We start from the raw sequence: 23,919 nt of genomic DNA on the forward strand, positions 1-23,919 counted from the left end.
GCACTGCGGTGCAACGTTTACGGTGAAGGCATGGATGTTACGTTGCAGTACTTCGATGGGTGCCCGAACTGGAAAATCGCTGCTGAGCGGCTGGCGTTGATCGCGGCTGCATGCCCCGGCATCGTTGTGACCCGGCGGTTGGTTGAGAATCTGGAAGACGCAGAGACAATCGGTTTTCGGGGATCTCCGAGCATGCTGGTGGACGGAACAGACCTCTTTCCCGACCCGTCGGCTTCGGTCGGGCTGGCCTGCCGCATCTACAAGACCCCCACGGGACTAGCCGGCGCCCCAACACTGGAGCAACTGCGCGATGCGATCACTACAGCTTGAGCGGCATAAGTAAGGAATACGACCTGTTCGTGATCGGTGCCGGAATGGCCGGCACCACAGCAGCCAACAGGTGCGCTGCACAGGGATGGCGCGACACTAACCTTCAGCGGGCGGCTTTCGCCATGCTGCACTTGCCGATGGCGCACCTTCCGGGTGGGACTTATCGCTCGCCGCTGGCGGATCGTGACTCGGCCCATTCCGGCTGGTCCGCTCCCCACTGGCTGCCGATCCACCTGTAGCGATTCGGACCGCCGCTAATGCTGATCGCGGGTGCGGCACAGGTGACGGTACCTTCTAACGTTTCCGCGTTCACGGTTTGGATCTCGTATGGGCCGGCTTCGGCCTGCGGGGAATGAGGCTGGGCGAGTAGCTCGTGAGCGACCCGGGCCAGTGAAATGTCGACGGTCCACCCGTGCCCGTCGAGGTGGCGACGTCGAAGTGCTGACATGATCCCGGCGGCAAGTAGGTACCCGGCGGAGTGATCCAGTGCCTGGGCCGGCAAAGCTCCTGGCCTGCCGGTGCCGTCTGCGTGAATCTGGGCGATGCCGCTGGCTGCTTGGACAATGCTGTCGAATCCTCGGCGCTCGGCCCAAGGTCCGCTTTGCCCCCACGCGCTCACCCGGCCGATAACGAGCCCTGGATGGCGGTTGTGGAGTCCGACCGGCGAGAGGCCGAATTGGTTGAGGCTGTTCGGCCTGTATCCCGAGACAACAACGTCGGCGTCCGTCAGTAGCTGTTCGAGGCGGTCTCGATCCGGTTTGTAGCCGAGATCAAGGAGCGCGGAACGCTTCCCTTGCCCGGTGTCGAGGTACTGCCAGGGGAGTTCCGGCATGCCAGGATTGTCGATGCGAAGGACATCTGCCCCGAAGAACGCGAGGCTGCGAGTGGCCACCGGCCCGGCTATGACGCGGGTCAAGTCGAGCACCCGAACGCCCTCCAGGGGCGCGTGTCTGTCGGCCGACCCCAGGCTATGGAGGCCCGAGTCTCCTGCCTGTTGCACCAGGCTGATGAAGGGAGCTGCTTTCAGGGATTGGGCTTGAGGATGTCCTCTCCAACTGCTCGGGCTGCGAACCGCGCTGATCACCGCACCAGAATCTGATGCTTCATCCTCCAGATCGAGGGCGCTGCGGCGCGAAATTGCGCGAGCGACAGCCTCGGTGGTGGCGGAGCCAGCCAATCTCAGAAGTGAGCGCAAAGCCGCTTCGTGATGGGGATAGTTGGCGTGAGTGCGAACCCAACCGTCGCTCGAGGCGAAGAATCCGGACAGGGGCGCCCACGCTGGCGCGGGGTCCCCGTTCCACCGAAATAGTTGGTCACTCCGGAAGGCGCCGGCGACCAGTTGCGGCGCAGAGCCCACCCGCGGAACTTCGTCCGCCTTCGGATCCCGCACTTCCGAACGGACAAGGTGCAGTAACGAGGCCATCAGCTTGGTCGCCGCGATGCTGTCCGCGGCAAGATCCCCGACAGGCAAAGGCGACGAAAGCGGCACCGGCCCGGACAAACGAACACGATCGGCTAGCTCCGGAAGTTCCGCGGAATCGGAGAGAAACGTGCTGAGGAAGGTGCCCATCGGTTGCCTCCCACGCCCTCGACCGTGCACACGTGGGCGTGAAACCAGGCGACCATCGGTGATTCCCACTTTATCCCCATGTCACGGAGTGCAATTGATGTCATGAGGGGCCGAGCAATCACGGGACGGAATCAAAACGGGGGGAGAGCCGGCGATAGGCCAGCCAAGGAACCCCTTCCGCAAAGGGAAATGAAGGTCGAGGTCTATCGAACCTGGCATGTGAGTCGAAGGCCGAATGGGTGTGGCCCGGCTAAATACCAAACGAGCGCGCCGAGTAGAGGCGCGAATACGACGGCGATCATCCAGAGGACTTTCTCCACCTCGGACTGGTCGCGGGTTCGCGCAAGGCGGTTTACGCGGTCACTCGTTCCGGCCGGCCTGCTCCACGGGCAAGGTACGTTTGATGGGCGGAGTCAATTAGTTGCTAGTTTGATTCGCACCTGAGAAAGAGACCCCATTTATGCGCTCTCGCGCCCATACAACATCCTGGCTGCGCGCCGCAGCTGCCATTATCGCCACCGTCGCTCTGGTTACGGGGTGCAGTGCCACCGCCCAGAACACCGCGGCCGACTCCACTACCCTGACCTACGCCATCAACGGTGGCACGCTCAGCGGCGGCAAGATGGACATTCACTCATCGGCCTTCCAAGCCACCGCCCTCGTGATGCGCAATTCCTTCGATTCGCTCGTCTATCAGAAGGCCGACGGCTCCTTCGTGCCGTGGCTCGCCACGTCGTGGCAGATCTCCGACGACGGCCTGCAGTACACCTTCGACCTGCGCGATGACGTCACCTTCCACGATGGCGAGCCTTTCAACGCCGAGGCCGTCAAGGCCAACTTCGAGCACGTGGTCGCTCCCGAAACGGCGTCAGCGGATGCCGCCAGCCTCATCGGGTACGCCGAAACCGGTGGCTTCTACGCGGGCACCGAGGTCGTTGACGAGTACACCGTGCGGGTCGACTTCAGCCAGCCCTACGCCCCGTTCTTGCAGGCCGTGAGCACCGCCAAGCTCGGCTTCTACTCGCCCGCGGCGCTGCGTGAGAACGCAGCCCAGCTGCCCGCCGGCGGCCCCGGCATCTCGGTGGGCACCGGCCCGTACGTGTTGAGCGAGTACACGCCAGACCAGAGCATCGTCTTCACCGCGAACGAAAACTATAACTGGGCACCGGATGGCAGCACCCACCGGGGCGCGCCGGCCATCGACACGCTCGAGTTCCGCATCCTGCCCGAATCGTCGGTTCGCACCGGCGCACTCACGAGCGGTGAAGCACAGATCGCCAGCGACATCACCCCGAACGCCGTGGGACAGATCGGTGACGAGTTCACTATCGAAAACGTGACCATGCCGGGCCTGCCGTACACCCTGTTCCTCAACGAGGCGCACGGCGTCTTCGCCGACGAGAATGTGCGCCGCGCCTTTGCCCTCGGAGTCGACATCGGTCCGGCCGTGGAGAGCATCTACCAGGGGCAGGCGGAACGCGCGTGGAGTATCCTCTCCCCGGCCACCCCGAACTCCTACGATCCGAGCCTCGAAGACAGCTGGGCCTTCGACCCCGATCAGGCTAATGCCCTGCTCAACGCGGCCGGCTGGACCGAGCGCGACTCCGAGGGCTACCGCATGAAAGACGGAGCCCGACTCAGCGCGCAGTGGCTCGCCTATAACCCTGTCTCCGATGCCAACGCGAGCTTCGGAGACGTCGTGCAGTCGGACCTGCGCGAAATCGGCTTTGAAATTGTGCGCGACAACCGTGAAATCGCCCAGTACTACGAAGCATTCGACCAGCGTAATTACGACCTATCAGACTGGAGTTTTCCCAGTGTCGACGCCGACGTGTTGCGCGCCCACCTGCACAGCGGCGGCTACAAGAACGGCTCATCCACCGCCGATCCGGTCGTTGACACGCTTCTCGACAACGCCATCGCCACAAGCGACCCGGCCGAACGCGAGTCCCTCTACCAGCAGCTACAGCAGTGGAACGCTACCCACGTCGCCATGGTTCCGATCACCGTGCCCACCGCGATCACCGCATACAGCAAGACCATCGAGAACCTGAGCTTCGACCTGTACGGGCAGCCGCTCTTTTACGAGGCGTCCCTCACGACCGCTCCGTGATCGAACGCCACGGGCACGCACGCGGCGCTGCCCGACCGGGCGCTCGCCTGCTCGGTCGGCTCGGCGGCATGGTGCTCGTGGTGTGGGGCGCCGCCACGCTGGGATTCTTCGCATTGCGGCTGATCCCGGGCGACCCGGTGAACGTGCTCATCGGGCTCGGCAACGTCTCGACACAGGTACGCGACCAGATCCGCGAAGACTGGGGCCTCGCCGACCCGCTTCTCGTGCAATACCTCGGCTACCTCGGCCGCCTCGTGCAGGGCGACCTCGGAACGTCGTACCGCAGGCAGCAACCCGTCGCCGACGTGATCGGCCAGCAACTCGTGCCCACCGTGCAGCTGATGGCCCTCGCCGTTGTGTTCGCGCTCCTGCTCGCGCTCGGGTCGGCATTGCTCGGGCGCGGCCGGCGCACAGCACCGCTGGCCGGCCTGCTCGAACTCGTTGCCGTGTCGTCGCCCACGTTTTGGATCGGTCTCGTGCTGATTAGCGTCTTCGGCTTCGGGCTTGGCTGGTTTCCGGTCGTCGCCACGGTGGGGTTCGGCGCTCTCCTCCTGCCAGCAGCGACCCTCGCCATCCCGGTGGCCGGCATCATCAGCCAGGTGCTGCGGCAGGGCCTCGATGACGCAGCAGCGCTGCCCTTCGTCGACACCGTGCGTGCCCGTGGTGCCAGCCACACCCGGCTCGTCGTGCGCCACACCCTGCGCCACGCCGCCGCCAGCAGCATCACGCTCACTGGGTATATGGTCGGCTCGCTGCTCGGCGGGTCGGTGCTGGTCGAGACCGTCTTTGCCCGCCCAGGGCTTGGCCGCGTAGCCCTCAACGCCATCGTTGACCGGGACGTACCCGTGGTGCTCGGCATTATCGTGCTCGCCGCGGTGGCCTTCTCCGTGATCAACCTGCTCGTCGACCTTGTCGCCGACCGCATCGACCCGCGCCTGGAGACTAAGCAGGCCTACGCATGAGCGTCCTCGTCGCCGTCCGGTCACGTCGAGTCAAGCGGATGCCCGCCCCGGCACTCTGGGCCGCCGCCGGGTTCCTCGTGCTCCTCGTGGTGTCGGCCCTTCTGCCCGGGGTGTTCACCGCCGCTGACCCCCTGCGCACCGACATCGGTGAGGCGCTGCTGGCGCCCGGCCCCGGGCATCCGTTTGGAACGGACCAGACTGGCCGCGACGTGTTCGCACGGGTGATCTACGGTTCGCGGTACTCGCTCGCCATTGGCTTCGGTGCCACGCTGATCGCTCTGGTCGTGGGGCTCGTGATCGGCTCATTCGCTGGGCTTATGCGCAGCCTCGGCGACGGTGTGCTGAGCCGCGCCATCGAGATCGTGATGGCCTTCCCGGAGTTTCTGCTGGCCCTGATCGTGATCGCAATCATCGGCCCGGGGGAGGCGAGCCTGCTCGTGGCCGTGGCCCTCGCGGTGATCCCCTCATACGCGCGCGTCGCCCGGGTGCAAACCCTCGTGGTCAAGCGCGCCGGCTACGTGGAGGCCGCGCGCACGCTTGGTGTGTCGCCCGCGGTGACCGTGCTGCGCCACGTGCTACCCAACACCCTCGGCCCGCTGCTGGTCATGGCCACCATGGGAGTCGGCACCGCTATCACTGCCGCAGCCGGCCTGAGCTTCCTCGGCCTCGGGCCGAAGCCGCCAACGCCGGAGTGGGGACTCATCCTCTCGGAAGGCCGCAATTTTCTCGCCAGCGCCTGGTGGATCGCCGTGTTCCCCGGGCTCGTGATCACCGCCACCGTGGTGTCGACAAGCATTCTAGGCCGACACCTGCAGGCCCGAAGCGCGCGGCGGCAGCGATGAGCGTCATCACGGTGCGCAACCTGCGCGTGGTTCTGCCGGGCTCGGCGACCGCCGTGGTCGACGGCGTCTCGTTCAGCATTGCCGCCGGGCAATGCCTCGGCATAGTGGGGGAGTCCGGTGCCGGTAAGACGGTGACCGGCCGCAGCCTGATCGGACTCACCCCGGAGGGCGCACGGGTCACCGCCGAGGAACTGACCGTGGCCGGAGTTGACGCTCGAGACCTGACCGAGCCGGCTTGGCGACGCCTGCGCGGTGCCCGCGTTGGCCTCGTGAGCCAGGACGCCCTCGTCTCCCTTGACCCGCTGCGCCGGGTGGGCGCCGAGGTGGCCGAACCCCTCGAGGTGCACGAACCCACACTCGGCCGCGCCGACCGTGCCGGCCGGGTGCTGCAGCTGCTCGATCAGGTGGCCATGCCAGAGCCCGCCATGCGCGTGCGTCACTACCCGCACGAACTTTCCGGTGGCCTGCGCCAGCGCGCACTCATCGCCTCGGCCCTCGCGGCTTCGCCGGCCGTGCTGATCGCTGACGAACCCACTACGGCCCTCGACGTGACCGTTCAGGCCCAGATTGTGGTCCTGCTGCGCCAGCTGAAGGAGTCGGGCCTCGCGCTGCTGCTGATCAGCCACGACCTTACGATTATCCGCCAGCTCGCCGACGACATCGCCGTGATGAAAGACGGGCGGTTCGTCGAGTTGCAGCCTGCGGCCGACCTGTTCGCCGCGCCGCAGCATCCGTATACTCGCGAGCTTCTGGCGGCGGCGTCGCAGAGCCGACCGCCGGCCCCGCCGAACACCGGCCCCGTGGTGCTCGCCGCGCGGGACCTCGCCAAGACCTACGGCCAGGCGGCCGCGCAGCTACACGCTGTGAACGGGGTCTCGTTCGAGCTGCGTGCCGGCCACACCGTGGGCATCGTGGGCGAGTCGGGGTCGGGCAAGAGCACGGTGGCACGGATGCTGCTGGGCACGGAAACCCCGGACCGCGGCGATGTTCTGTTGCACGGTGAGCCCTGGAGCCGAGTGCCGGAATCGACGCGGCGGGCCCGACGCGGCGGCATCCAGATCATCCACCAGGACTCCCTGAGTGCCTTCGACCCGCGGGCGACAGTACTGCAGATCCTGTCGGAGGCAATCGCTCTGGATGGCACCCGGCTCGGGCGGCGTCGACGGCGCGAACGCCGGGCGCGGGCGATCGAGCTACTCGAGCTGGTGGCACTGAACGATTCCCTGCTGGGGCGGCGGGCGCACCAGCTCTCCGGCGGGCAGCGCCAGCGCGTGGCGATCGCCAGGGCGCTGGCCCGGCAGCCGAGTATCTTGGTCTGCGACGAGCCGGTGTCGGCGCTGGACGCGTCTATTCAGGCCCAGGTGCTCAAGCTGCTGGCATCCTTGCAGGAGACGACGGGGCTGGCGATGGTGTTCATCTCGCACGACCTCGCAGTGGTACGCGCGCTCAGCCACGACATCCTCGTGATGAAGGATGGCGTTGTCGTGGAGCAGGGACCGGCTGCGGCGCTATTTCTTGCGCCGCAGCATCCGTTCACCCGAGAACTGCTCGCCGCGCACGCCACGGCTTAGTCGGATCAGCCAACGGCCGGGTCGAATCCATGAACACCAAGATCCGACTCATCACCCGCATCGCTTTCGGCTTCACATCCCCGACGCCCTGATCGCCCTCACCATGCTCAGCCTCGGCGGCCATAAACCGGTACTCCCGAGCAGGGTTTAACCCACGGTTACGACAGGACAGCCTTCACGACGACCAGTTAATTGTGATCATCCTCCGCCTCGGACATCGTCGGGAGATAGACGAATCCCGATAAGTGAACGCCCATCGGCGCACACGAAAGGAACAACATGACGGCTCTGGCCGCGCTGAGCTACGCGAGGACCTTTGAGCCCTTCGTTCGGTTGCACCGCCAGCAGAGCGTCTGGAGGTTTTCGGGCGTGCTGAGACCGCCTTTGGACACCGGCATGATGTGGTCGACCTCGAGCAAAAGGTGCGGCTTGGCAGCCACCGAGACGCTGCATTGCAAGCAGGCGTAGCGGTCGCGCTGCTTGATCTCGCCTCGGAGTCGCACCGTCATCAGCGTGCGCTGCCCAGCGGCCGACTTCGTCCAGCGGATCTTCGGGACGAGCGTCGCGGACAGTGCATCAAGGGTGGGAGTGTCGAGTGCGATGGTCGACGCCTGACCGCTGTTGCCTCCTGCGGAGGTGTACTGGAATTTGTAAACCGGGTACGGCACCTCGATGGGTGACAGGTGGGCACCGATCTGGTTCCAGAACTCGTCGGCGTGACGCTTGATGATGAACTTCGGCGGATTGATTCTCGCGGTGATCTCTGCCTCGCGACCCTTGACGTTGGAGACCGCCTCCTCCAGCCGCGAGATGTCCTCGGCGACACGCTGAACGTCAGCCAGGGTCTCCTGGTCGGCCTTGATGGAGAAGTACTTCATGACGTACTTGATCGGCTCGACGCTGGCATTGCGGACGACCTGGAGAGATGTGTTGTGCACTTGCGGCGCGTAGTCGGAGACGTTGCGGTCGCGCCGATTGTTCCACGCCGAGTTGTTCTCAAATGTGGCCAGGTGCGCATACTGACCCGCTGAGGACGCTCCCAGCTCAAATGAGCCCTGCGAGCGGATCTCGGCCACGTAGTTCACGACCTCGTTGTGCCCGGCGACAACGACGGCGATCTCGGATCGCAATGTTTGGAACTGGTCGGAACTGGTCGGAACTGAAATAGCGATCCTTGCGGACCTTCCAGATGATCGGGCTGGCGATCAGAACCAGTGCAAGCGCGGCCAAGGCGGCAACTCCGCTTCCGGTGGTTCCGCCAAGGACGAGGGGCGCCGCAATGAGCAGCATGATTTAAAGCGGTTTGGGCATGATGCCATCTTTCCGTGATGTGACGTAGACAGGCTCATACTGGCGGGCACTTCTGACACAAATGTCTCTTATCCAGCAAAAACGGGTCAACACCTCCAGTGGAAGCGAGGCAGAGGGCAGAGGAAACTCATGCGGGCTGGCGGCTGCGGATTAAATGACGATGCACGGCCAGGGATGCTCGAGTGGCCGCTTTTCGGCGCTGCGAATTGTCCTGCTCGTGCGATGGAGTGATGAGTGGCGAGTGGGTGCGCGCGGTTATGTTCGGAGCGGCGGGTCGAGTTCTGCGCCGTCTGCGGCGCCGGGTAGCACCTTGAGTGGCCAGTTGGCCTTGTAGTTGGAGTGGACATCGCGGTCCCGACGTCGAGTCGTTGAACATACCGGCCCCATGCCCGTTGGGGCAGTCGGGTTGCCTTGCGTTGCCTGCATGGCACGGTCGGCAAGGAACTTAGACCGACCACTAATGCGTTGCCACTCGCGTTCACGGAGTTCTCCCGCCCGTGAACAGATACGCAATCATGGGTACGCTTGAGCCCGGTGCTACTGGCAGCATCGACTGGGATGATTACGGCAGCTTCCCGATCGAAATCACCGAGGTGGTGCCCGACGGCTCGTTCGGCTTCCGTTGGTCGGGAATCCCCGCAGAAGAGCTCGACGAGTACTCGACGCACGTGCGCTTTACCATCGCCGATGCTGGTACCGGGACGGATGTCACGGTGATCGAATCGGGCTTCGACACACTCCCCGGCGGCACCCGCTACCGTCGCGAACGTTTTGAGCAGAACCGAGAGGGCTGGGACGTCGTACTCGACGAGCTCGCGATTTTACTCGAGGGTGTCACCCAGTAGTTCACGATTACGGGGGAGTCGCTCGACGAGTTGGCCACGTTGCTCGGCCGGTAGAGGATTATTTGACAGAGCGCAGAGGATGTACGCGAAAGTACCAAAAAATTGCCCACTGATTCAGTGGCCTGTGAGTTATAGGAACAGCCCGCCACAGGGTCGTGCTCAGAACTGGTTGATTCTGGTCTTAGAACAGGTCTTAAAACGAATGGCCTCCGAGATTTCGGAGGCCATTCGTCGTTGCCGGGGTGGATTGTCCTCGTGGGGAGGCGTTTCCTGACGAGGATCCCCTGGAGGCAACAAGGGCCCCGGTCAAGTCACGTGAACGCCGACTGAAGCAACCTGCTTCGGCGTCGACTTGGTTCAGGCGCGCGCTACCGTGCGTGAGTGCGGGCGAAGGCGGATGCCGCGGCGACCTGCTCCGGCGCCGGCCGCACCCCGGTGTAGCGCTCGAACTGCTCCGCTGCCTGCAGAGCGATGACCTCGGCCCCCGTGATCACGGTCTTTCCTGCCGCGCGCGCGGCCCGGATGAGCGGAGTCTCCGCGGGCAACGCCACCACGTCGAACACGCAGGTCGCGTCGGCGATCACCTCGGCGGAATAGGACAGGTCGTTCGCCTCGGCACCGCCGGTCATGCCGATCGGGGTGACGTTCACGAGCAGAGGTGCGGTGAGACCGGTCGGCTCGGCCGCCCAGCGGTAGCCGAGCTCGGTGGCGAGAGTCCGGCCTCGGGCCTCGTTCCGGGCGATCAAGGTGCCATGCTCGAACCCGGAATCGCGGAAGGCCGCGGCGACGGCCTTCGCCATTCCGCCGCTGCCGCGGAGCAGGAACGGAGTGGTCGGGTCGAGGGCGCGCGCGCGGATCAGATCGGCGGCGGCGATGTAATCCGTGTTCAAGGCCCGCAGGCAACCGTTGTCGTTGACGATCGTATTGATCGACGCGATGGCGCTCGCCGAGTCATCCAACTCGTCGACCAGGGCGATGACATCTTCCTTGAAGGGCATCGACACGGAGCAGCCACGGATGCCCAACGCACGCACGCCGCCGATCGCGGCGGCAAGATTCGTCGTGGTGAACGCCTTGTAGATGAAATCGAGCCCCAGCTCGGCGTACAGGAAATTGTGGAAACGCGTGCCGAAATTGCTGGGCCGGGCGGCCAGGGAGATGCACAGGCGGGTGTCTTTGTTGAGCAGGGGCTGCAGTGTCATGCGGTCAAGTTTAGGAGCGGAATCGCCAGCGGAAGCCCGGGCGGAAGGAGCGGGACCCAGTCAGCCGGCGGTGGACTCCCGCACGATCAGCTCCGGTTGGAACTCGATCTGCTCGTGCACGAAATCGTCGCCGCCGGCGGCTTCGCGCAGCAGCAGGTCGACGGCCGTGTGGCCGATCAGGGCGCTCGGCTGGTGGATCGAGGAGAGCGGCACGATGGCTGCCGCCGCGAAAGCGATGTCGTCGTAGCCGATGAGCGCCACGTCTTCGCGGACCCGCACATCGCCCAGCATGCTCAGGGCCTGCAGCACGCCGATGGCGAGCAGGTCGTTCGCCGCGAACACGGCGTCCAGCCGGTCGACCGGGTCGCGGGCGCGCAACTGCTCGCCCACGAAACGCCCCTGCAGCACCGAGAGGGACTCCGTGCTGATCACCTCGAGCGACACGTTCGGATGCTCCCGCACGGCCTGCCGCGCGCTCTCCAGCCGGTCGGCAACCTGACGGATGCTCTGCGGCCCACCCACGAACGCGATCCGGGTGCGCCCAATCGAGGCCAGGTGCTCCGCGGCGAGGTGCCCGCCGGCCACGTTGTCGACGGCCACGGAGGAGAAGCTGTGGACAGCCGTCTGCCGGTCGACGGGAACGGTGGGGGTGCCGCGGGCGCGCAGCCGCATGAGCCGGTCCCCGACCTCGCCGAGCGGGGAGATCAAGACGCCGTGCACACGCTGCTCTTCGAACAGGTCGAGGTAGGCACTCTCTCGGTCGATGTTCTCGTCGCTGTTGCCGAGGAGCAGGGTGAGGCCCTCTTCGGCGGCTCGGTCCTCGGCGCCGCGCGCGACATCCGTGAAGAATGGGTTGGCGACGTCGAGCACGACGAGCCCGATGCTGCGGCTGCGGCCGGCCCGCAGTTGCCGGGCAGCGTCGTTGCGCACGAAGCCGAGGTCGGAGATTGCCGTCTGCACCCGCTCCACGGTTGCCGGGGAAACCTTGCCCGGCCGGTTGAGCACATTGGAGACGGTGCCGACCGACACCCCGGCGCGAGCCGCGACTTCGCGCACACTCACCGTTGCCATCGTCACCCTTTCGCCTTGCGCTTTGCTGCCTCTAGGTGAAGTGTGAATCACCGCGCCGCAGATTGAAACGAATCAATACACGAGACCCATTCGAAGTCTCGGTTGAATCTCATTTAGGGGATTGCACTTTTTCTGCTGTTGACGGACGCCCCAACCAATCCTTATATTCGCTGAATACACGTTCTCTGAAACGATTCACCCTTGTCGGTGCCGTTGAGCCATTCGGACCGGTCGTCGCCCTCGCAGACGGGAACATCGAAATCCTCCCCGGTGAGATCCATGCCCTGGTCGGCGAGAATGGGTCCGGCAAGTCCACCCTCGCGAAAATCCTGGCCGGGCTCTACCGCCTCGACGCCGGCGAGCTCCAGGTCGACGGGCAGCCGGTGTCGTTCCGCACCGTGGCCGACAGCAAGGCCCCCGGCATCTCCGCGATCTATCAGGAACCCACCCTGTTCCCCGACCTCACAGTGGCCGAGAACATCTTCATTGGGCGCCAGCCGAAAGGCCGACTGGGCCTGATCAGCCGGGCCGCCATGCGCACGGCCGCCGCGACCTTTTCGACCAGCTCGGCGTGCGCATCGATCCCAACCGAGCGGCCGAGGGACTGTCAATCGCCGACCAGCGGATCAGCGAGATCGCCAAGGCCATCTCCCAGGGCGCCACGGTGCTCGTCACGGATGAGCCGACCGCCGCGCTGTCGGACATCGAGGTGGAGCGCCTGTTCCAGGTTGCCCGCAACCTGCGGGCCCAGGGCGCGAGCATCCTCTTCATCTCGCACCGCTTCGACGAGGTGTTCGCCGTCTGCGACCGCATCACCGTGATGCGGGAGGTCGCCCCGGTGGGCGACACCGTGCTCTCCGTGAAGGGGCTCGGCCGCGCCGGCCTCTTCGCAGACGTGACCTTCGCCGTGGACGACCCCCGTTTTCTGGCACCCGGGGACATGCCGGCGCGCATCCGTTCCTACTGCGCCGAGCACGGCTTGCCGGTGCCGGGCACCCCGGTCGAACTCATGCGCAGCATCGTCGAGAGCCTGGCGGCTGCCTATGCCGAGACCCTCCGGGTCGTGAGCGAGCTGTCGGGAAGGAGCATCCGCGCGGTGCATATCGTCGGCGGTTGGTCGCAGAACGACCTTCTCTGCCAGCTCACCGCGAACCGAACGGGGCTGACCGTGCTGGCCGGCCCCGTCGAGGCCACCGCGATCGAAAACGTGCTCGTGCAGGCCCGTGCCCAAGGTCTTGTGACCGGAAGCCTCGACAGCCTGCGCGCCCTGGTCGCCCAGGCCTCCGCCCCACGGCGCTACCGGCCCACGGCCTGACGTGCGCCGGTGCTACCTGCCTCGGGGCAGAGCCGCCCCGACTGGCTGCCGTGCGCCCCCAACCAATTCGACGGAGATTCTGCCAAAATCCGGCCATTCCCACCGAGAACGGGCGGTCTAGAGCAAAATCTCCGTCGAATTCGTTCGGCGTCGGGCTGGACTGTCGCCCTCGGTCCGCGGTCGAGAAGGGGCCAGGGTGGATGGCGCACAGGGGCGCCTACGTCCCGGTGGGGTCCGGGCGGTGATGCGTGATCAGGATCGGGTCGATCGCGCGAGGCGGCCGCTCAGGCCCAGAGGCCGATGCTGAGCTGGAGGCGCGCGTGGCTGCCGAGCACCGCCTGCCCCATCGGGACGATGGGAACCGGCAGCTGCCATTGCCCGTCGCTGGACTTGCCCGGTGCCCAGTCGAGCTGGTTGGGCAGCTCTGCTTGTTCGGCGATTCGAACGGCGAGGGTGCTGTTCCACTCCCAGATCACGCTTCTGGCCGCGCCCTTGTCGTTCACCTCGACGTCGACGATGAGCGTGTCCTGCCAGTCCGCGATCTGCTCGAGGTGTCCCCCGAAACCGAGGATGCCGCCCGTCTCCTTGAGTGAGATGATCTTGAGGTCGAGGTCGAGGTCGAGGGCGTAGCGGCACTTACGCACGTTCTTCGGCTGCAGGAAGATTGTCATCGACGGGACCGGTGACAGGGGCCCGGCGATGCCCTTCTCCGTGGCGTTCAGATCGATCGGGCAATAATGATCGGCCGTCTGCTCATGAATAAGCGCAGGCACGCCACGGATGGCCAGCCTCGCCTCGCCCTGCCAGATGCGGTCGTTGCGATCGAGCTCCACCCCGTGCGGGGCGACCTCCACCCGCAACCCGCCGAACAGGAAGCGGGAAAGGTTCTGGTACGTTTCCTCGGAGTTGACCAAGCCGTATCGACCCGAGTGGGAGCGATGGATGTAGGCCCGCGCGCCCCCGTAAACGTAAGCGTTGCGGATCGCGACGAGACCATCGCTCTGCACGCCCATGACCGCGGACGACAGCCCGGCGGCCACGGAATAGTCGCGTGAATTCGTGCCGACGATGCTGAGGATGCGGTAGGGAGGGAAGGAGCCCACCATGCCCGGGGGTCCCACCGGCCCGTTTTCGGGTCGGTTTCCCGGGCAGGGTCGTGGGTGGCCGACAGCATGTACTCCTGCATGTGCCGGGGGAGAAGATATCGCTGCCCAGCGGCCCGAACCGGTCCATGAGCCAGCCCCCGATCGGCCCGCCGAGCTCGGGGGAGATTCCTCCATGCGGGGTCCCGATCGTGCAGAGTTTCGACACCGCTTCGGCGGGGTCGGCCAGTTCGCGCTGCAGGACGGTGCGGCAGATCAGCCCGCCCATGGAGTGCGCCACGAGGTAGACGGGTGGTCCGCCGCGAGTCTTGGCATGCACCAGATCGATGAAATCGACGAGACCCCTGGCCGCGCGGCCGATGTCGTACGATTGCGGCTTGACCCCGAATGTGCCCATGCGGCGTCGTAGAACTGGTGGATCCAAACGGAGTCCGGTTCCAGCGTTCCGGGATAGGCATTGATCAGGACGTTCTGCTGTCAGAAAAGCCTCGCACACAAATGACGGGGTAGCGCTCGCTCATCGCGTCTTCATTCGCGCGTCACGTGTCACGACAGGAGATCTTGGTGGCACGATTGGAGGCGTTCGACAAGCGGATGACGGTCCTGAACCGATTTCCGCGCTTACCCCACGCCGAAACCCGTCGATAAAGAGTTGAGAGGTGCAAGACGATGGACACAGAGCCGCGCGAAACCGCAAACACGACTATCAGCCTACTCCTGCGCCACGTGCGTGAGCGCGGTGGGGAGGGAGCCGTCATCGAGGTGCTCGCCCGAGCGGGCGTACAGCAGGATGCAAAGACTCTCCAGAACACGTCCGCGTGGGTCAGCTACGCCACCCGAATCCGGCTGTTCGAGGCCGCAACCGCGGTGCTCGGTGACCCGAACACCATGTTCACCGTGGGCACCGGTGCGGTCCGCGGTGACGTTCAGCCCGTGCTGGTGCAGCTCCTGAGTGTGTTCGCCTCACCTGGAGCAATTTTTCGCCAGCTGCCGCGCATGGTGCCGAAGTTCACCACAACGTCGACGATGGATGCAGTCCGGGTCGGACAGACCAGCGCGACCGTGCGCTACCGCCTCCACGACGGCTATCGTCCGTCCCGACTCGACTGCCAATACGCCCAGGGACTGTTTTCGTCCGTGCCGGCCATTTTCGGACTCGCCCTTGCCCACATCAGCCACCCGCAGTGCCAATCGGACGGCTACCCGGCGTGCGAATACGTGCTGACCTGGTCAACGCGGGTGCGTTGGTGGTCCTGGCGCACGCGGAGTCGCTGGGTCGACGCATCCCTCGGCGTACTGCGCGACAAGGTGCGGGAGGTGCAACTGGCCGCGGCTGACCTCGTTAGCAGCGACGATGTCGACGAGGTGCTCGCCCGAATCGTCGATCGCGCCGCCTCCGCCGTGCTCGCGCCGTCGTACCTCCTCATCGTCGAACCTGCCGGGGGCGGCGCGCCGTTGGTCCGCCACCGAGGGCTTGGCGACGAACGTGGCGCCGATCTCGTGGCACGGATGCTGCGCGGAGAGCAACTGGGCGAGCGCGCGCTGGTCGTTGACATCGCCTCCAATCGCAGGATCCACGGGCATCTGGCCGCCGTGTTCACGGAGGGACACACCGCGATGCTAGGAGATCGGGCCCTGCTCGAGGCCTACGCCGGACACGCGGCCGCGGCCCTGGACCTGTTCACGGCTCTCGAGGAATCCCGCCGGGAGGGAGTTCGCACTGCCGCACTGCTCAACCTCGCCCACCAACTGGCGATCAGCGACAGCGTCGAGGCGATCGCGGAAGTCATCGCGTCGGCACTGGCGGCGATCGTCGGCAGTGACGCGGCATCCGTTCTCCTCTGGGACGCCGACCTTGGTGAGCTTCGCCCTGCCTCAGCCGTCGGTTTCGAGCCTGCCGATCGCGAATTCTTCATGCGTACGACGCTGACTGTGGAGCAGACGCCGGAGCTTCTCGGCGTTCTCAGACGGCAGGAACGCGTTCTGATCACGGCTGACGACGCCAGCCCGGCCCTGGCGGAGCTGCTCCGTGCCATCGGTTCACACAACGTGATCGCCGTCCCCCTTCTCGCCGGGGATATGTTGATGGGCGTCGCAACGGCCTGCTGGGTTGCCCCCGTCGCGGCCGAGGTCCTGGCGGAGGCCATCACCCTGATCGAAGGTGTCAGCCACCAGGGAGAAACGGCCATGCAAAGGGCCCGGCTGCTCGAGACCGTGAGGCACCAATCCCAGCACGATGCCTTGACAGGCTTGCCCAACCGAGCGCTGTTCGCGCTGCTGCTCGACACCGCCCTGGCAGAGTGCCAGCCTCACAGCCGAACGGCGGTGCTGTTCTGCGACCTCGACAACTTCAAACGCGTCAATGACCGGCTGGGCCATCGCGCCGGGGACGAGCTGCTGCGGCAGGTCGCGGCTCGCCTGCGCGCCGAGGTTCGAACCAATGACACTATCGGCCGCCTCGGCGGCGACGAGTTCGCGGTGCTTGTCACCGATCTCGGCGGCGAAGATTCGGCCATCGAGCTGGCCCACCGAGTAGTCGGCTGCCTGAATCCCCCTTTCCACCTGGCCGGCCAGCACGTGCGCATCTCCGCCAGTGTGGGTGTTGCCTCGCACAGTGGACAGGGGGGTCGCGGCGAGCAGCTCCTCGACGCGGCCGACGCCGGGATGTACGACGCAAAGAGAACGGGACGGAATCAGATCGCCGTCGCCCGCACCGAGGTGCCGGGCAGTGCATCATCGAACCCGGAATCACCGGGGGACACCGACACGTCACTGCTGGTCGAGCTGGCCCGTGCCGTCGAGGCGAACGAGATGAGGCTCTACTACCAACCTGTCGTGGACATCTCCCGTTTCGGCGAGGAGACGGTGGTGGGCGCGGAAGCCCTCATCCGCTGGGCGCACCCGCGACTGGGCGTTTTGGCCCCGGGCGCCTTCTTGCCGCTGGCGCAGGAACGCGGCCTCATCACCGAGATGGATCTGTGGGTGATCGCGACCGCGTGCCGGGACGTGGTCGAGTGGCCGCAGTTAGGCGCTCGGCCTCTAGGCGTCGCGGTCAACCTCGACGCCGCCACCCTTCTGGACTGCCGACTCGTGTCGACGGTTCGTACGGCTCTCAACCGCAACGACCTCGCACCGGAGCGACTCACCCTCGAGGTGGTGGAGAGCAGATCACTGGTCGACCTCCCCGGCATCGTCGAGCGCCTCGTGGAACTGCGCCGCCTGGGCATCCGCATTTCCCTTGACGATTTCGGCACCGGCTTCTCGACCCTGGCCTGGCTCAACACCCTTCCCGTCGACCAGATCAAGATCGACCGCAGCTTCATTCAGGACCTTCCCAACGCCTCCTCCGTCTCCCTCGTGCAGGGAATCCTGGCGCTGGCGTCGAAGCTCGACGTGGAGGTGATCGCCGAGGGGGTGGAGACCACGGAACAGCTCGACAGTCTCCGCACCAGCGGCGCCGTGCTTGCCCAGGGCTACCTGTTGGGCCGCCCGAGCGCGACCTGGGACCCGATGGCTGGCAGCGCAGTCGCGGCGGCCCGACGCGGGGCATAGCGCACAAGTCCGGGCGTGCTCGCCTCAGATCGCGGCCTGGCCGCCGTCGGCCGGCAGGACGGCCAACTGATTCATCCGTTCGGGGACACATCGCTCGCGATGACCCGGGCACCCTCGCTGGCGAAACGGATGGCCGGGGCCCGGCCGAGCCCGGACCCCGCACCGGTCACGATGGCCGTCTGGCCCTGCAAACGGTACGGGGCGAATGCGGGTGCCATGGAATCCGAACGAGCTGGCGCTGATCGCCTTGCGGCTCTTCCGGAAGCGCGAACTCGATGCCTGCAGCGGGGCGGACGTCGCATCCGCCGCCAGGGCCAGCCGGCGCACCCTCTTTCGTCACGTCACGTCACGTCCAAGTCCGATGGCGGCACACGCCTTGTCGGCGGCGGCTGATGCGGCCCCGTTCTGGTGGGTCGAATTCAGCGTTGGAGAACAGCAGACGCTCGTCGGCCAGGTGATCGATCGGATCGGCCGTGCTCTGGGCGACTGAATGCAGTTGGCAGGCTCAGGCCAGCATGCTGCGCAGCATCCACGCCGTCTTCTCGTGCACGTCGAGGCGACGCACGAGCAGATCGGTGGAGACCTGGTCGGGCGCACCCTCGGCGAGGGGCAGTACCTCCCGGATGGTGCGGGCCGTGGCCTCGTGGGCGGCGACCAGACGACGGAGCATCTCCGGGGCATCCGGCAGGTCGGTGTCCTCGCGCACGACGGCGAGCTCGGTGAACTCACGGTAGGTGCCCGGCGCCGGGGTGCCCAGTGCACGGATGCGCTCGGCGATGTCGTCGACGGCCAGCGCCAGCTCGGTGTACTCGTCCATGAACATGGTGTGCAGAGAGTGGAACATGGGGCCAACGACGTTCCAGTGGTAGCTGTGAGTCTTGAGGTACAGGGTGTACGAGTCCGCCAGCACCCGGGACAGGCCGTGAACGATCTTCTCGAGCTGCTGATCCGGGATACCGATGTCGATTATCTGACTCACTGATGACTCCTTAGGTCGTGTGGGTATTCACGCTACACACCCGGGGTGTGACGCCGCCGTGAGGACCGGTGGCCAACCGGAGTGACCGCGAACCCGGTCAGTCGATCCGGGCCACGGTGACCGCGACCTCGGTCACGACCGGGTTGCCGTTCTGGTCGAGCTGATCCGTGATCGCATCGTGCACGCGGCGGCTCACGTCGGGGGCCGCGAAGGGTGCGGCGACGCCGATCTTGACCGCGATCTTCAGGCCGCCCTCCTTCTCGGAGACAGAGACGGAGACGGAGCTGGTCGACCGCGGCTTGCCGGTCACGGCTTCGACGGTGGTTGCGATCACCGAGGCGACCACGGTTGCCACGAGCGGGGCTGCCGAATACAGCGCATCCACGCCGGGGACTGCCAGCACCGCCCCGTCGAGTTGAGCGGTCAGCTGGGCCGGCGTCCCGGGGTCGGGCGGCGGCGCTTCAGGTGCAAGGTCGTGACTCATCGCTGCTCGCTTTCGCTTTCGCTTTCGCCGGCGGGGGTGCGGGTTGGTACAGGTCGCGGATGGTGATGTCGACGGCCTCGACGGCGAGTTCCGTGTGCTGGCTAAGTGCGGTGTAAAGCGCCTCCCGGAGCTGCTCGGCGAGCGGTGGAATGTTCTTGCCCTCCAGAACCGTGGCATCCACGCGCACGGTGACGGGTGCGCCGGGCTCGCTGACCTCGCCGTCGAGGCGGCACCGGCCGACGATGATGTTCGGCACGCCGTCACCGGCGGCACGCAGAATGCCGCGCACCGCACCTTCGGTCACGCTCAGGCGAGCGGTGGGGGAGGGGTGGCTGATCGGGATGTCCCGGCCCGCGCGCGCCTCCAGATTGATGTGCTGCAGAATCGAGTTGACCCAGCTGTCCTCGCGCTCGGATTCGCGCTCCACGTCTTTCCGGAGCAGGGCGCGCTGCGTGCGCCGGAGCCGCTGCATGCCGCGCAGGGCGATCTCGCACTCGGGGAAGCCGTCGATGCTCGGGTCTGCGGGGGTGCGGTCCCGGTCGAGGTAGTCGCTCAGTTCTTCGAAGGTGTGGCCCGCGAGCTCATCGGAGGGGTTCATCATCGCCATTCCTCCATCTCTTGGAGCAGAGTCTTCCGAGCTCGGGCGAGAAGCCCACGAACCGTTGAAACGGGAAGTTCCAGTTCCTCCGCGATCTCGCCGTAGCTGCATTCCGCGAGTTCTCGCAGCATCCAGCAACGGCGCTGGTCCTCCGGCAGATCGCCGAGGACACGCGTCAGAGCTTCGGTTTGAGACTCCACCTCCGCCAGTCTATGGGGGGAGTGGCTTTCCGGTGCCGGGGCGTCGGTGAGATCGACGTTGAGGTGCGGACGCCGGGCACGCAGCCGGTCGACGCTTTTCCGGCTCACGATCCGCATCAACCAGCTTCTGACGGCGGCGCCGTTGTCGAGGGTGGGCAGCTGCTGCCAGGCGGTGATGAAGGACTCCTGAACGACGTCGTCCATCTCGTCATTTGATCCCAGGACCCGGCTGGCATACACCCGCATCAGCGGGCCGTAGCGACGCACGAGCGCCTCGAACGCCCGAATGTCCCCGTCGGCGGCGCGGTCGGCCAGGGTCTGGTCGGTGAATGACTCAAACGGAGATGCGAGCGGTGCCCGGATTGGGGTCGTTGGCATCATTCCTCCACCCTCTCACCCGCCGTGTCCAAAAATTACTTGACAAATCCGTGTGACAAATATGCCACAACACACGTCGTATTACTGACAGCCTTTGTCAGCCGCAGAACGGAAGGATTCCCGATGTTCCACTCACCCGCCGTCGACGACAGCATATCCGCCGGTGCCGTCATGCCCACGTTCGATTCGTTGCTCGTCGGTCCGGCCGATGATGATGATGACGCCGGGGACTCGACGGCTGCGACCGCATACGTCTGGGGCACGCGCGCCTGGCTGCCACCGACGCAACACCACTGGAAAGGGAAGACGCTATGAGTGCATCCGACAAGATTGAAAACGCCGCCCAGGACCTCAAGGGCAAGGCCACTGAGGCCGTGGGCAAGGCCACCAAGGATGATTCCAAGGTTGCCGACGGCAAGGCGGAGCAGTCTTCGGCGAGTGTGAAGAAGGCCGGCGAAAACGTCAAGGACGCTTTCAAGCACTAAGTTCTTCACGCATGGAGCGTCAGATCCAGTCGTTGCGCTTGAACAGCACGTAGAGCAGTGCCGAGAGCCCCACGATCAGCGCGGCCGAGCTGTAATAGCCCAACGGCTGGGCGAAGCCGGGGTAGGGCACGTTCTGCCCGTAGAAGCCCGTGATGGCTGTGGGCACGGCGATGATGGCTGCGTAACCAGTCACCTTCTTCGTGATCACGTTGAGCCGGTTGCCTTGAATCGCCAGATTCGCCTCAAGGATGGCGGTGGCCTGGTCACGCAGGCTCTCCGTCCATTCCATGACGCGAAGCACATGGTCGTATACGTCCTGGAAATAGGGACCCATTTCGTCCCGCAGCAGGTGCAGATCGCGCCGCAGCAGCGTGTTCACGACCTCGCGCATAGGAAGGATGACCCGGCGTATCGTCACGAGACTCTTGCGCAGTTCGAAGGAGGCCCGCTGCACCGCTTCCTGCTTGGTACCAGGCAGGAAGAGTTGGTCCTCGAGTTCTTCGACTTGTTCGTCCAGTGCTTCAACGGCGTCGAAATAGCCGTCGACGAGGTGGTCGAGCAGCCCGTGCAGGAGGAAGGCCACTCCGTTCCGGGCCAGATCGGAGGCCGAATCCCAGCGGGCCACGACGGCCTCCAGGTCGAAGCCTTCAGTGTGCACGGTCACCAAGGCCCGGTCGGTGATGAACACCGCGATCTCGTGCGTGGTGACCTGAGCGGTCGCCACGCCGAATTCGGCCGAGTACGCGGACAGGAACAGGTGGTCGGGGTAGCGGTCGAGCTTGGGCCTCTGCCGCAGCGTCAGGGCGTCTTCGACCGCCAGCTCGTGCAGGCCCAGTTCGCCCGCGAGGCTGACGAGATCCTCTTCGCCGGGATCGGCGAGGTCCACCCAGACGACGGCGCCGGACAGGGCGAGGTGCTCAGACACCTCGGCGAGCGGGAAATCCTCGTCGACGAGAGAGCCGTCGCGGTAGCAGCGGGTACGGGGTGTGGGCACACTCCAGTCAAGCCCGATCTCGACCGATCGAATAGGTCAGCGCGCGGGGGGCTCCCAGGCGGCGACGGATGTGACGGTGTCGAGCACTTGCGTGCGTCCGGCATCCGTCAGCTCGATGCGGAGGCTCGGTGAGTCGAGCGTCATGGCCACGGTGAGTCGCGCGACGGCGTCCGTCCCGGTCCAGAGGAGTTCGAGTCGGTCGTCGCCGATGGCCGTCCAGGAGAAGTCGCCGTCGAAGGCCGGGTGCGTGCTGCGGATGCGGGTCAGGCCGAGCTGGGCCCGGGTCACGTCGGTCGCGAGGGCACGTTCGACCTCCTCCGCCGTGTAAACGTGGCGGTTGACGTCGCGGCCATTGCCGGTGCGCTCGAAGAGTTCGGTGTCGTCGAGGCCGCCGAGCAGTCCCACGTAGTACACCTGCGGTCGGCCGGGCAGGAAGTGCTGCACGGCGCGGGCCAGAAGATAGGGCACTTCCTCGCCGCCGAGGACGCTGTAGAACGTCGCGTTGATCTGGTGCGGCAGCGTGAACCACTCGGGCACGACGGATGCGATGGAGGAGTGGCCGTGTGTGGCACGCTCCGCCCGCGCGAAGATGTCGATCATCTCGGCCTGGGTCAGCAGGCCCGGCTTGTCGCCGATCGGGCCCGCGTCGATGACGCCGATACCGTCGTGAGTGTCGAGCACGGTGATGGCGTTCGCGGGGCGGATCTTGAGCCAGTCCGCGAGGCGGTCAACGGTTCCGGTGCCGAGCGAATGTAGAAGCAGAGGCGCCAGCGCGAAGTCGTAGACGCGGTCGACCAGCGGGGCGATCGCGAGCTGCTGGCTGTAGTGCGCGTGCACCTCGACCAGCACCTCGAGGCTCTCCTCGTGGGCCATGGCCACGACCGTGCGGGCGAACTCGAGAGTCTGCTCGGTCATGAAGCTGTCGGTTCCGGGGGTCTTCACGGCGTAGCCGACGGCGTCGAGCCGCACCGTTGTGACGCCGCCGGCGGCCAGCGTCTGCAACACCCGACGCAGATAGGCGAGGGCTGCGGGGTGGTGCACGTCCAGGTCGACCTGGGTGGGCATGAAGGTCGTCCAGACGAGGTGACGGCTGCCGTCGGCGCCCTGGTAGGCGGTGAAGGGGAGTCCGGGTCGCGGCCGGTAGAACGCCGTGATGTCCTTCTCGGTGCCGCCGTTCGGGAACACGGTGTCGAAGGTGAGGAACATGCCCTCGGAGGTGGAGGCGGTGCCACGGGCCAGCCAGTCGATGAACTCGACCGACGAGGAGGAGACGTGGTTGACGATGAGGTCCGCGGTGAGCCCGCGCGTGCCGGCGAGGCTGCGCATGTCGTCCCAGGTGCCCAGTCGGGCATCGACCGCGGCGTGGTCGATCGGGTCGAAGCCGGCATCCGCGCCGTCGAAGGGAACGTAGAACGGCAGCACGTGCACGCTGCCGAAGGCCCTCAGCGGGCCGTCGAGCAGCGTCTGCAGATTGTGGATGGTGCCGCCCAGGCGGTCGGCGTAGACGAGCAGCTCGATTGTGGTCATGTTCAACTCCGGTTCGACTCGGCGCGGCAGCGAACAGCACCGATTCAGAAGTTACGGCACCCGGTGGGCCAGGGCAATTCCGGCTGTCCTTCAGGCTGTCCTTCCGGCGGCTCCCCCTCGGTGGTCGAGCGTGCGAGACCCTGGAGACCCAACCCGGCCAGGGACCCCGTGACGTTGGTCGAACCGGTCGAGCCCAGGGCCCAGTACCCCCTTACTCGTCGTCCCGGGTTGCGTTCTTCCGTTCGATGGTGGCCGTCATGCGGGTGCGAGTGCGGGTGTGGGTGTCGGTGCGGCTGTCGGTGTCGGTGTCGGTGTGGGTGTGGGTGTGGGTGTGGGTGCGAGATTTGGTTGTGTTTCGCCCTGTGTGGGGCCCGGTTTCGAGCCGGGGTGGTGCCATGATCTGTGCGGCTCCGCGCAGCATGCGGATGGCTCGTCGCTCCGCGCGGGTAAAGCACGCTCCGGTGCGCCCCGGGCGATGATGCGTCCG

Annotated in this window: 22 protein-coding genes and 3 pseudogenes; 12 read left to right on the forward strand and 13 right to left on the reverse strand. The window is 66.0% G+C overall.

Translation table 11 applies throughout. From position 1 onward, the window contains the following. Nucleotides 1-30 precede the first annotated feature (30 nt). On the forward strand, nt 31-330 hold the full coding sequence (locus E3O28_RS08905; RefSeq protein WP_134415646.1) for a thioredoxin family protein: 300 nt from the start codon (nt 31-33) through the stop codon (nt 328-330). A gap of 160 nt (nt 331-490) precedes the next feature. Here E3O28_RS08905 and E3O28_RS08915 read toward each other — a convergent pair whose 3' ends face one another. Further along, nucleotides 491-1,900 carry a CoA transferase gene (locus E3O28_RS08915; protein ID WP_134415648.1) on the reverse strand — a complete coding sequence of 470 codons (1,410 nt, stop codon included), beginning with the start codon at nt 1,898-1,900 and terminating at the stop codon, nt 491-493. A 460-nt stretch (nt 1,901-2,360) separates the two neighbouring features. Here E3O28_RS08915 and E3O28_RS08925 point away from each other — a divergent pair, with 460 nt between their 5' ends. The 5 genes and pseudogenes from E3O28_RS08925 to E3O28_RS08945 form a co-directional block, all read left to right on the forward strand. Beyond that, nucleotides 2,361-4,013: an ABC transporter substrate-binding protein gene (locus E3O28_RS08925; protein ID WP_134415650.1), complete on the forward strand. Its 1,653-nt coding sequence runs from the start codon at nt 2,361-2,363 to the stop codon at nt 4,011-4,013. After that, nucleotides 4,010-4,975, forward strand: a complete 966-nt coding sequence (locus E3O28_RS08930) for an ABC transporter permease (protein WP_241973068.1) — start codon at nt 4,010-4,012, stop codon at nt 4,973-4,975. Before E3O28_RS08925 ends, E3O28_RS08930 begins: the two co-directional genes overlap by 4 nt. After that, nucleotides 4,972-5,817: an ABC transporter permease gene (locus E3O28_RS08935; RefSeq protein WP_233191474.1), complete on the forward strand. Its 846-nt coding sequence runs from the start codon at nt 4,972-4,974 to the stop codon at nt 5,815-5,817. The genes E3O28_RS08930 and E3O28_RS08935 overlap by 4 nt, the downstream gene beginning before the upstream one ends. Next, the gene (locus tag E3O28_RS08940; protein WP_134415651.1) at nt 5,814-7,388 is read left to right on the forward strand and encodes an ABC transporter ATP-binding protein; all 1,575 of its coding nucleotides are present in this window, start codon (nt 5,814-5,816) and stop codon (nt 7,386-7,388) included. The genes E3O28_RS08935 and E3O28_RS08940 overlap by 4 nt, the downstream gene beginning before the upstream one ends. Continuing rightward, a pseudogene (locus tag E3O28_RS08945) lies at nt 7,379-7,539 on the forward strand (transposase); the annotation flags it as partial. The gene E3O28_RS08940 and the pseudogene E3O28_RS08945, both read left to right, overlap by 10 nt. Before the next feature lie 151 nt (nt 7,540-7,690). Here the strand turns inward: E3O28_RS08945 and E3O28_RS08950 are convergent. Continuing rightward, complete coding sequence (locus tag E3O28_RS08950) at nt 7,691-8,518, reverse strand: HNH endonuclease (protein WP_198411558.1); 828 nt, start codon at nt 8,516-8,518, stop codon at nt 7,691-7,693. Nucleotides 8,519-9,196: 678 nt separating this feature from the next. Here E3O28_RS08950 and E3O28_RS08955 point away from each other — a divergent pair. Continuing rightward, nucleotides 9,197-9,544, forward strand: a complete 348-nt coding sequence (locus tag E3O28_RS08955) for an SRPBCC domain-containing protein (RefSeq protein WP_134415652.1) — start codon at nt 9,197-9,199, stop codon at nt 9,542-9,544. A gap of 368 nt (nt 9,545-9,912) precedes the next feature. Here E3O28_RS08955 and E3O28_RS08960 read toward each other — a convergent pair whose 3' ends face one another. Both E3O28_RS08960 and E3O28_RS08965 read right to left on the reverse strand, forming a co-directional pair. Beyond that, complete coding sequence (locus tag E3O28_RS08960) at nt 9,913-10,746, reverse strand: shikimate 5-dehydrogenase (protein ID WP_134415653.1); 834 nt, start codon at nt 10,744-10,746, stop codon at nt 9,913-9,915. 60 nt (nt 10,747-10,806) lie between these two features. Further along, on the reverse strand, nt 10,807-11,817 hold the full coding sequence (locus tag E3O28_RS08965) for a LacI family DNA-binding transcriptional regulator (RefSeq protein WP_134415681.1): 1,011 nt from the start codon (nt 11,815-11,817) through the stop codon (nt 10,807-10,809). A 170-nt stretch (nt 11,818-11,987) separates the two neighbouring features. Between E3O28_RS08965 and E3O28_RS16320 the strand changes: the two are divergent. Continuing rightward, nucleotides 11,988-13,132: pseudogene (locus E3O28_RS16320) on the forward strand (ATP-binding cassette domain-containing protein). A gap of 284 nt (nt 13,133-13,416) precedes the next feature. Here the strand turns inward: E3O28_RS16320 and E3O28_RS08975 are convergent. After that, a complete protein-coding gene (locus E3O28_RS08975) occupies nt 13,417-14,238 on the reverse strand; it encodes a hypothetical protein (RefSeq protein WP_134401526.1) in 822 nt (273 codons plus the stop codon). Between the two features lie 666 nt (nt 14,239-14,904). Here E3O28_RS08975 and E3O28_RS08980 point away from each other — a divergent pair. Then, nucleotides 14,905-17,787, forward strand: a complete 2,883-nt coding sequence (locus E3O28_RS08980; RefSeq protein ID WP_166784781.1) for a sensor domain-containing phosphodiesterase — start codon at nt 14,905-14,907, stop codon at nt 17,785-17,787. An 83-nt stretch (nt 17,788-17,870) separates the two neighbouring features. Here the strand turns inward: E3O28_RS08980 and E3O28_RS08985 are convergent. Continuing rightward, nucleotides 17,871-18,005: pseudogene (locus E3O28_RS08985) on the reverse strand (SDR family NAD(P)-dependent oxidoreductase); the annotation flags it as partial. On the opposite strand from E3O28_RS08985, the gene E3O28_RS08990 reads away from it, so the two are divergent. Beyond that, nucleotides 17,999-18,277 (forward strand): hypothetical protein, encoded by a 279-nt coding sequence (locus E3O28_RS08990; RefSeq protein WP_134415654.1) that lies wholly within the window; start codon nt 17,999-18,001, stop codon nt 18,275-18,277. The pseudogene E3O28_RS08985 and the gene E3O28_RS08990 overlap by 7 nt on opposite strands. A 15-nt stretch (nt 18,278-18,292) precedes the next feature. Here the strand turns inward: E3O28_RS08990 and E3O28_RS08995 are convergent, their stop codons facing one another. The 4 genes from E3O28_RS08995 to E3O28_RS09010 all read right to left on the reverse strand — a co-directional run bounded on the left by E3O28_RS08995 (nt 18,293) and on the right by E3O28_RS09010 (nt 20,426). Continuing rightward, a complete protein-coding gene (locus E3O28_RS08995) occupies nt 18,293-18,766 on the reverse strand; it encodes a Dps family protein (protein ID WP_104102258.1) in 474 nt (157 codons plus the stop codon). 97 nt (nt 18,767-18,863) lie between these two features. Next, nucleotides 18,864-19,250 carry a hypothetical protein gene (locus tag E3O28_RS09000; protein ID WP_134415655.1) on the reverse strand — a complete coding sequence of 129 codons (387 nt, stop codon included), beginning with the start codon at nt 19,248-19,250 and terminating at the stop codon, nt 18,864-18,866. After that, nucleotides 19,228-19,851: an Asp23/Gls24 family envelope stress response protein gene (locus E3O28_RS09005; protein ID WP_174721893.1), complete on the reverse strand. Its 624-nt coding sequence runs from the start codon at nt 19,849-19,851 to the stop codon at nt 19,228-19,230. Before E3O28_RS09005 ends, E3O28_RS09000 begins: the two co-directional genes overlap by 23 nt. Next, nucleotides 19,848-20,426: an RNA polymerase sigma factor gene (locus E3O28_RS09010; protein ID WP_104102253.1), complete on the reverse strand. Its 579-nt coding sequence runs from the start codon at nt 20,424-20,426 to the stop codon at nt 19,848-19,850. Before E3O28_RS09010 ends, E3O28_RS09005 begins: the two co-directional genes overlap by 4 nt. Before the next feature lie 123 nt (nt 20,427-20,549). On the opposite strand from E3O28_RS09010, the gene E3O28_RS09015 reads away from it, so the two are divergent. Together E3O28_RS09015 and E3O28_RS09020 are read left to right on the forward strand one after the other, a co-directional pair. Next, complete coding sequence (locus E3O28_RS09015; protein WP_134343431.1) at nt 20,550-20,741, forward strand: hypothetical protein; 192 nt, start codon at nt 20,550-20,552, stop codon at nt 20,739-20,741. Then, nucleotides 20,738-20,911, forward strand: a complete 174-nt coding sequence (locus E3O28_RS09020; protein ID WP_104195005.1) for a CsbD family protein — start codon at nt 20,738-20,740, stop codon at nt 20,909-20,911. The genes E3O28_RS09015 and E3O28_RS09020 overlap by 4 nt, the downstream gene beginning before the upstream one ends. Nucleotides 20,912-20,930: 19 nt before the next feature. Here the strand turns inward: E3O28_RS09020 and E3O28_RS09025 are convergent, their stop codons facing one another. The 3 genes from E3O28_RS09025 to E3O28_RS16325 form a co-directional block, all read right to left on the reverse strand. Next, complete coding sequence (locus E3O28_RS09025) at nt 20,931-21,905, reverse strand: magnesium transporter CorA family protein (RefSeq protein ID WP_134343430.1); 975 nt, start codon at nt 21,903-21,905, stop codon at nt 20,931-20,933. Between the two features lie 36 nt (nt 21,906-21,941). After that, nucleotides 21,942-23,432 (reverse strand): sucrose phosphorylase, encoded by a 1,491-nt coding sequence (gtfA, locus tag E3O28_RS09030; protein ID WP_134415656.1) that lies wholly within the window; start codon nt 23,430-23,432, stop codon nt 21,942-21,944. Nucleotides 23,433-23,643: 211 nt separating this feature from the next. Continuing rightward, nucleotides 23,644-23,853, reverse strand: coding sequence for a hypothetical protein (locus E3O28_RS16325; protein WP_166784768.1), 210 nt, complete (start codon nt 23,851-23,853; stop codon nt 23,644-23,646). Between the last annotated feature and the right edge of the window lie 66 nt (nt 23,854-23,919).

Origin of the sequence: Cryobacterium sp. TMT2-14 (assembly GCF_004402465.1) — a bacterium.
GTDB lineage: Bacteria > Actinomycetota > Actinomycetes > Actinomycetales > Microbacteriaceae > Cryobacterium > Cryobacterium sandaracinum.